Origin of the sequence: Paraburkholderia sp. J11-2 (assembly GCF_905220185.1) — a bacterium.
In the GTDB taxonomy this organism is placed as follows: domain Bacteria; phylum Pseudomonadota; class Gammaproteobacteria; order Burkholderiales; family Burkholderiaceae; genus Paraburkholderia.
In genome coordinates this window covers 18,507-27,668 of record NZ_CAJMYY010000055.1, presented here as the reverse complement: position 1 = coordinate 27,668, position 9,162 = coordinate 18,507, and the positions used below count along the sequence as shown (strand labels likewise).

The following is a 9,162-nucleotide window of genomic DNA, read 5'->3' as shown; positions in this document are numbered from 1 at the left end:
ACGCAGATTGGCCAGTGGTAGTTCTTAATCGACGAGCAGCAGAACACTGCACGATCGGATCGCGTTGGAGCTACAAGCTGTCTTTCGCCGAGTCGGAGGGCTTCCACTGAGCGGCGTCGCTTCGGTGTATAAGCATTCATCACTTGCAGAGAGTCGCTGACCTTAGGCTGAAGCCCAGCCACATCCCTCTTGAATCTCGCTTCCAGACGTGAGGACGTTCAAATGCACATGGACGAAATGCCCCTCTTCCTTCTGTTTGCGATCATAGTGCTCGTCGCCGTCGCAATTGCGCGTCGCCAGACCCGAATGGGGGATTTCTCCTACAGGCAGTGCGCGATACTCACGCCGAATGAGGCGGAGTTTTTTGGACGGCTGCGCGCGGCGCTGCCGGATCACTACGTGTTCCCGCAGGTTGCCATGAGCGCTATCATTGCACCAAAGGGTTACGCAAGGTCGAGACATGCAGCCTTTAACCAGATCGCACGCAAGCGCGTCGATTTTGTGATCTGCACTGACCGTTTGCAGCTCGTCGTTCTCGTCGAGCTCGACGACCGAACCCATGATGCCGGACGCGATGCGAAGCGCGACGCGATGACGCGCTCGGCGGGTATCCGTACCATCCGTTTCCTGTCGAGCAAACGTCCGTCGGTCGCTGAGATTCGTGCGGCGATACTGCCGCCCTCGGCCGCTCCCAAGAAAGGTGATTCGTTCACCGCGCTCGACTAGCAGTCGGATCGCAAACAAACAGGGAAACGCGATGCACGTTGAGCAGTTGGACGCAGCGGACCATTTCACTGGCATTGACAGTGACGGGGGGCTTTACTTCCCAAACGGGTATGCATGTGTAGGATGCGGTTACGGTGTGATCTTCAGCACCGGGGCATTGGCGAACGCCAGTGCGTATCGCTGGCAGGGGTCCCGCGGCTCTAAACTCAAAGACGTCTTTGTCGGTGTCTTTGACGAAGAGGAGGTTCGCTTCTGCGGCGACAATCCGGAGCGCTTCATTGTGGACTTTCACTGTCCGAAGTGCGCGCTGGCCACAGGTATCGGCTTCGAGCGGTACGAATTTCACATGGCTGCATACAAGTATCGGCCGCTGTGCGTCTGGATTGCTAATCCATAGGGGAATGCTATGGACGATATAACTCAAGACGAACTGAGCGAATGGGCTCGCGTGGTTTGCGAGCAGCTAACGCCGACTGAACAAACTTTCGTATCGCCTGAGGCTGTGAAAGCCGTGCTACGTGTCGTGCACAGTTCAACGTTGGTCCCACTAGCCAGGCAACTGCGGGAGATCGCCGCGCAAGCGCGCGAAACAAAACAACCGTGACGAGTCGGAAAACCCGCGGCGATCTCCATCGGTCGTTCGTGCCAAACGGGCGGCTGACCGGGCAACAAAGAACCCGCAAAACCTTCACTCCTCAAAGCCCACGAAGTCTTTGCGCACGTCTGGCAATTGCCCGCCGCCGGTCCGATCGATCTTGACCAGAAAGGCAAACGGATCATTCGGCTTCGGAGGCTTCAAGCAAGTAAAGCGCCACAGAAACAATGCGCGACGACGCACGTGGCCTGCCTTCAGGTCTTGCAACAGGTCCGGGAAATCGATGACCTGCGGCAACGGTGCCGTGGCGAATAGCGCCGTCGAGACCGCGAACTGATCGCCAAGAATCGCGAGGCCATAAGACGCGGATGGCGGTGGGAGCACAGGGCTGTCGATAATGCCGACATCGAGCGTTAGATTTTTATTTGCGGCCGTGACGGATATCCGCAGCCGGTCGCCTGGCGAGAGTAGCGCCGGGGTATCGCCAGGGACGCTGGACTGGCCGAGCAGTTCCCGAAGGTGCTGTAGCGGAACCGCATACACGTGCTCTTCTACGACACGATACGGCGCCGTCTTGCTGCGCGTACCGGTTATGCCCAGCCTGCGCGGTGCTCTGCCGTCGGCGGGCTGAACCTGCACGTCGAGTGTCCCGTCGAGCTTGGCGTTCTGCCCGTTGGCGCGCCAGAACGCGAAATACAGGGTGGCCCCAAGGTCGTAGTCGGCGCGGTCGGCTGCGAGTGTACAAGCGGCGTCGCCGATGTATATCTGGCGCGACGTCGTCGGGCTACCGAGTTCGCGGTCGTAGGCGGGATCGGCGAAACACAGCGTGAACGGGTAAAGCGGCAGCCAGCGCCGTCGCGGCGGCAGGCTCGCAAGCTCGAAAGAGAGCGTTGTGGGTGGCCCGGAGATCAGATCTTCGTCTTGTCCGGCAGGCATGGAATCGCGTGCGAGCGCCACGGAGAACGGTTTGTCCAGGGCGGCCGGCTGTACAGGCGGCGAGCGCTTGTCCGGTGGCTGATCACAGCGAATCGTGAAGCGCACGGGCGTGTCCGCGTTCGCATCGCGCAGCGCGACGGCGAGCGTATTGCGCGCGGCAGCGTTCTTTACGTCAAAGGTGAGATTCACACGCGTCGCCTTCTGTTGCTGGTTTTGGGCGCCTTTAGCTTGAGGCACGTCCCAGGTCATGTTTTCGTAGACGATCTGCTGATCGGCAATGCGCAGCGTCGCGTAAGGCTGCGCTGGCGGATTGTTGTCTGGATTGCATGGCAGCAGTCCAATACACGTGAGGGCGGCGAGCGCGTCGCCAGCCGCCGGCACCGTGGCGACGATTTCCAGCGTTCCATCCCAGTCGGGCGGCAACCATCCGCAGGCGGGCGATGTCACAGTCAGCGTGACACTGCGCGGCATCACGCCGGTGTAGTCGTTGCTGCTGTCGTAGCGCGCGACGACTCCAGGCCCCTTGATGAGCTTGAAGCGCGTGAAGGTCTGCGTGGCGCCGTTAACATTCGATATGCTGACTATCTCGTCGCCCGACACGAACGTTTGCCGGCGCAGTGACAGGTCCATATCGCCACTGGGCAACAATGCCGAACGCGGCGCGCGTACCTGCCTCGCGATCACCGGGCCGCGCGCGGCCGCACGCCCAAATCTTGCCTCGCCGGTGTCGAACGGATTCTGATTCCAGCTCAGTGTGACGCCTTCGAAGTGGGTGAGCATCGCGCCGGGTCGTTGCCCGATCGTCAGCAACTGCACGTGGCCCGGGAGGATCGGCGCCAGACTTGTGCGTTCGGCATCCGCCGATTTTTGTGCCAGGGGAGGGCTTGCCGTCGTGGCGACGAACGGCATCCGCGCATCGGCAAACGCGCGATCCAGCGACTGGCTCGTGGGTGCGCGGGCACGCGGCGGCGCAAGCGTAGCCAGGCGATCAGGTGGTGCGCGGAAGCCTCGCGTCACCTGACGTCGAAAAGCCGTGCGCTGGCCGATGGCGATAAAGCACGCGTTGTCGCTTTCCGCGCCAGGGGCGTCAAGTGTCCAGGCGTTGGCCGGCCACGCCACGCTACGCGTGCGGCCAGCCCATGCGACTTCCTCGTCGCGCAGCACGCGCTCCTCTCCAAGGCGCGCGTGAGCAACAGCGAGATCATCAACGCGCTTGTTCGTCGGCCAGCCTAGTGCGGGCGAGGCGTAGACGGCGCTCTCGCGCGTTCGCAGCACGTGAGGCGCGGGCGTGGCGAGGAGCGGTGTGGGAAGCTCGACAAATTTCCACGAAACGTGAGACGGCGTAAGTGCTGAAGGGTCAATCGAGGTGAGGGCCGGGAAGGCCCCCGGCCACGCTTCATCGACGCGGGCAAGCAGCGCCGCGCGAGGCGTGCCGCTGGATTGATACGCGCGGATGGCCATGTCGCTCAACTGCGAACCGGTAACGCTGAACTCGTCGCTGGCCGCATCGACCAGCGTGCCCGCCAGGGCGGGCGGCAGGTCGTCGATATACAAGCCTTTCTCGTCAGCGACCAGCAGGGTAACGGCGGGCACCGGCACCGTGTCGGGGCGATAGCCAGGCGACCAGATGCCGACCGTGAAGCGCACCTCGGCGCGCGGCAGCCCGTGGCTTGGCGCCAGACAGCGCATGACGGGCCGGAACCGCTTGTCGGACAGCCACGCGCCGAATGACTTCGCGACGGCGTCGAGCGCGAGCAGCGAGCGTGCGAAGAGCGGGAAATCGAGCGGATTGGTCGGGGGGGATTCGCTGGTGACGAAGGCCTGATCGACCGCGGTGTAGGCGCGCGCACACTGATCTTCGGGCGCGCCCAGCACGTGGGTGAGCAGTTGTTCGAGCGGGCCTTGCGCGCCGTTGCGAGTGGCGATGGACAGCGCAGGCGAGCCGTCCACGCAATAGGGCGTGATGGAGGCTGCGTCGAACGCGGCGATTTTGAGCGGGGGCGTCGAGATGTCGAGTTGCCTGCACATTGACAGCGCGCCAAGCCGTAGCGTGGCCGGAGGTTCATCCTGCATCCACGGCAGAAGCCATTGTGCGACGAACGTGACGGCTTTCGAGGGTTCGACAAGCGCCTCGATCGCACTGGCGCCAGCGAGCAGCAGCGTGGGCGGTACGTCGTCGGGTTTGCCCGTGTACGCATCGCGCAACTTTTGCATGATCGGCTCTGTGGGAAATCCCGCCAGCGCCAGCGCGCGTCGCACTACGCCCGCGATCGGCACATCGGACTGAGGGGCCGCTCCGCTCTGGTAGCGAGCCATGAAGGCGTATTCGTCCGGCGTGCCGGGCGGCGCGAGCGATTCACGCACGAGCGCGGTCATATCGATCAATGTGATCTGATCGATCGACGTCCATTCAAGTGCGTCTTTGGATTGGGTGCCAGGCCAGCTTTGCATTCCGGCCGGCTTGAGCTTATGGCTGACAGCCGCGCGAAACACCCACGGTTGGCCGAGCGAAATGCCGTCCGCATCCTTCACGAGCTGCCAGACCGGGAAGTCGTGCGAGCACAGACGCGGCGTGACCGTGTGCGTCAGATCGAGCGAGTGCGACAAATCGACGACGAGCGGGATCGACCATTGGCTTTTGTCTTGTGGATGCGCTTTGAATTCGGGCTGTGTCGTGCTCGCCGCGCCGACGGGCCATCGAATCGCGCTCTGGCTGCTGGTGCCAAACGACGCGTCGAGCCGGAATGTGGAGCACCAGTCGGCCTTGCCATCCAACGGCGCATTGCTCGAATGACAATGCCGGATTGCGGTAATGCGCTGCGCGGTGTCGCTGGCAGCGGCGTCGAATGCAATCTCGACGTACGCCGTGCCCTTCGTCTCGAATGGCCAGTGGCTCGGCTGGCCGGAAGGTGTGCGCAGGAAAACGACGCAGAGCGCGCCGCGCACGCGCCCCGGCGGCAGATCGAAACCGCGAAAGAGCGGGGCGCCAGCGAGTTGCTTGTCGAACGCGAGGCGCACGGTGCCGGCGTCGTGATCGATGATGGCGGGGTCGGGCGTTTCGAAAGTCACGCCCAGCCACGTGAATGTGCTGTCGAAATCGTGCGAGAAGACCGTGGGGGTAGTGGCTTTTGGGGAATCGGCTGAAAGCGGGATGAGCAGGCGGGCGTCCTTCAGGATGATCTGCGGATCGTCGTCGAGTTTCCATTTCAGCGAGAGCGCCTTGAGCGCGAGGATGCTGTCGCCGGGATCGACGCTGCAGTCCGCGCTGATCGTTGCGTCGTCGAATTTTGCGTTCTGCAACGCGAAGTCGCAGTTCTGGCCGAAAAGGCGCACGTGAAGAACGCAGCCGCTATCAAGCGCTACAACGTCGTTGTCCAGTTTCAGCTTGAGGTCGAGTGACACCGGCGCGAACGATGCATGTGTCCCCGACGTCGGCGTGACCGTCGCGCGAGCGTGGAAGGTCAGGGCATCGCCTTCGAGCTTCGTGAGCTTCACATCGCCGTTCGTACGCGTGAACGTCAGCTTCACGAGATTGCCGGTGTCGTAAGCGTTCTCCGCTGCAAAGGGCGAATTCTTCGTGTCAACTTTCGCCGCGAATTTCACCGATACCTGCACTTGCAGCAGCGTGAGGTTGCCGTTTGCATCCAGTTCGCACGCGAGCAGACGCAACGGACGCGCCGCAAGCGGGCCATTTAGCGGGAACTCGAACGAACCCGGCGCGGTGTTATTCGAGTCCTGAAACAGGCGCCATTCGTAGAGTGCTTTGCCGAGGAGATCGGGGTTGAGCGCGTCGATGGTCGCGTCGGCGCTGGTCTCGAGGCCGGCGGATTGATCGAAGACGAGCGGGCCCGTGCCGGTCATCGGCAGATCGCGAATCCAGAATGCGAGAGTCGTGCTGTTGTGCGTATCAAGCGGGATTTTGACCGGCGCAGATTGCTTGAGCGTCACGAGCGACAGGCGTTGACCGTGCGGCGAACCGCGAAGCACAATGGCGCGCTGCGTAAATTTAGCGGCCGACAGGGATGGATCGACATCGATCGACAGGCCGCGCGCATCCTGCAGGAAGGTTTGCGCGTTACCGTTCGCGGGTGGATCGGTTTGCGTGAAGGACGAGGCGGCGAAGCCTTTTACTTCGATGTCGAACTTCTCCGCCAGAGCAGCCAGTTCGAGCCGATCACTGGTGATGCGGAATGTCTGGCTCATGCCGCCAAGCGCCGCGCTGCCACTGGTCCACGCCCGTGAACTTCCCAGCTGATAAGCGCCGAGGCTCACGTCATTCCCCGCTTGCGAGAACTGGAACCTGAACGAGTCCGGTTTCCACACGTATGGTTCGGCGATTCCTCGAACCGTCCCGGTCGTGAACGGCGTGTCGGGTTCGTGCCAGAGATTGACCGTCTTGCCGTCCGCGCTTTCGTCCAGCACGACGCGATCAGCCTGCGTGCGCGAGCGCGCGAGCCGCTGCGCGCAGCCGAGCCAGAAATCGGAAAGTTCGGGCAGATCGAGCGCGGTCGGTTGCCGTTGCGGGGCAGGCATCTCGTCAGGTTGCGCATCCGGTGCAGGGACGCCGCGCGCCTGCGGCACCTTCGTGTTGGCGAAGAGTTCGTCGAGCAGCGGAAGGTCGAAGCGCAACGAATGGAGCATACCGATGCGCCCATCGCGGATCGCATCTGACGGCAGTGTGAATTCCATGCCCGGCAGCGTGAGCGACGCCATCGCAACGCCTGCCTGCTCCTGAGGCGAGGACATCGACGTTCCCGCTCCGGTGGCGGCGCGCGGCGGCCACGGCCAGCGCGCGCTGCCATCGTCGGTGACTTTCGCCTTCTGCGGCGGCACGCAGGCTGGAAGGCTGGAGCCGTTGAGCGTGAGCGTGATCCGGTCAGTCGCACCAAGCTGCAGGGGAAAGAGATCGCGCGTTGCGCTGGGCTCGATCGCGCTCGGCGCGGTGCGTGTCATGGCCACTGACGATACCAGCGCGAGCGATCCGTGCGAGAGCCAGGCGAGCGTTGGTGGTACCCCGGTGCCGTCTTGTGCAGGGGCCGGCACAAAGGTCAGGCCGCAAGGCTGGAGCGGGGAGATCGCGGTGACGTCGATAGTCCAGCCACGTTGGCCCGGCGTGCCAAACAGGATTGGCAAGCTGCCGAGCGCGGCAGGACCGGACACACGCGGCGGCAGGATCTCGACCGGAGACGGGCTTGCTTCGCCGGTCCAAAGCAAGCCATCGATCGCGCCGAGGGTATTGCGAAGCGTGACCGTGATGGCGGGCGTCGCATTCACGTTGTAAGGGCCTGCGAATGCAATGTCGATCGATACGTCTGCTGCTGCCGAAACGACGATTCCAGGCTGGTTGGCTGCTGAGGGCGTGTTGGACGCGAGCGCCACATCGAAGCAGACGAGACCGGCTAATGCGCTGCGCACATTGGTATCGAGGCCGGCGTCGTGTCGTTGCGCAGACTTATCGGGCGCAGGCGCAGGCGGAACCGGCATCTGAATCCAGCCACGTTCCAGGGCAAAGAACACATAGGGCGCGTCCTCGGTGGGGTCGATGATGCCCGATCTCCGCCACGCCTCGGTCAGACGCGCCGCGAGTGGGGCCGCGTCGGCAAAGCCTGTGAATGGCGAGATGTCGGTGGTGTCGGGATTCCCGCTCGACGGCGCTGCAGCGTTGTTCGCGTTCCATTGCAGCATGATATCGGGCCCGTTCGCCAGCGGCACGGTGCTGAGTGTCGAAGCCGCCTCGATGGTCAGGCGAAATGGAGCGGCGGGCTGCCGCTGCGGCAGCATCGCAATTGGGCTGATCAGTGCGGCCACGCCCAGTTCACCTTCGGCGGGCTCCATGCGCGTGAGCAGTTTCACGGCGATACTGCCGCTGCGCAGCAACATGCCAGGAATAGTGCCCGCGTTACAGCACGTGTAGCCCCGTGTTGTATGGTCAAGCGCGAGCTTCCAGGACACTGGCGGCACGCCACGAGTATCGATTTGCATCGAAACGGCGCCGCAGGCCGAGAGTTTGCGCGAAAGCCGCGCCAGCGCATCGGTCAGTTTGCCCACATCGGTGCCGCCGACCAGATCGAGTCGCAGTGCCGCCGCGCCCGTGTCGTCTGCCGCGACGAGGCGCAGCCGAAGCTCGAGGAGCGCCGGCTGTGACAACGCGGGCGCGGCACCCGCTGCGGTCGGCGACCAGAACGGGTCGGGTACGAAAGCATCGAATTCAACGCCCGTGGGAACCAGATCGAATTCGACGGCGGGAAAAACCACGCCGTCGACACTGGCCGCGAGTCTCGCGTCCACGGTGGGAATCTCGATGCAGCCGAAAATCATTACCCTCTGCCCGGCGCGTGGCGTCCAGTCAATGTTGAGCACTTCGCTCAAGTTGGGCCCTGGCTGTATATCGCTTCTGGATTGGGCATAGGCCACGCGGATTACGCCGGCCACCGCGCGCATACCCGGCGCGTCGATCTCGAACTGAAAGGTCTGCGAATTGCGCCGGAACGCGCCGTCCGGCCAGTTTGTCGCGGGCGCCACGCGCAGTTCGGCGTATTCCACGGTCTTCGGGGCGGGCGTGCTCGCAACGGGTTGAACAGATTCGAAGGATGCCGAAAGAATTTTCAGCACGGGCGCGACGTCGCCGTTAGCCACCACGCGATGCGCGCTCGCCGCTGCGCTCAAGAGCATCGGTTCGTGCCAGCTAATCTTCGACGAATGGAGGACGTCGGCGATGTTCGCCGTATCCGGCTGCGCCGCTTGCAACAGGAGGCGGATCGAGTGATTGTTGATGATCGGCGCATCGGATTTCGCCTGGAACGGATGGCCCAGATTGAGCTGGGCGCTCCAGAGCGGAACGGAGCCGGTCGCACACGAACAATCGATCGCAATGCGCCTGAACGATGTCATCGGCATGATGGTGC

The 9,162-nt window shown here is 63.3% G+C and carries 3 protein-coding genes; 2 read left to right on the top strand and 1 reads right to left on the bottom strand.

Annotation, left to right across the window (positions count from 1 at the left end; all coding sequences use genetic code 11):
• Positions 1–222: 222 nt before the first annotated feature.
• Both U5A57_RS40300 and U5A57_RS40295 read left to right on the top strand, forming a co-directional pair.
• A complete protein-coding gene (locus U5A57_RS40300) occupies positions 223–726 on the top strand; it encodes a DUF2726 domain-containing protein (protein ID WP_321917813.1) in 504 nt (167 codons plus the stop codon).
• A 136-nt stretch (positions 727–862) separates the two neighbouring features.
• Entirely contained in the window at positions 863–1,123 is a 261-nt protein-coding gene (locus tag U5A57_RS40295; protein ID WP_321917811.1) for a hypothetical protein, read from the top strand.
• Between the two features lie 291 nt (positions 1,124–1,414).
• Here U5A57_RS40295 and U5A57_RS40290 read toward each other — a convergent pair whose 3' ends face one another.
• The gene (locus tag U5A57_RS40290) at positions 1,415–9,154 is read right to left on the bottom strand and encodes a hypothetical protein (RefSeq protein WP_321917810.1); all 7,740 of its coding nucleotides are present in this window, start codon (positions 9,152–9,154) and stop codon (positions 1,415–1,417) included.
• Between the last annotated feature and the right edge of the window lie 8 nt (positions 9,155–9,162).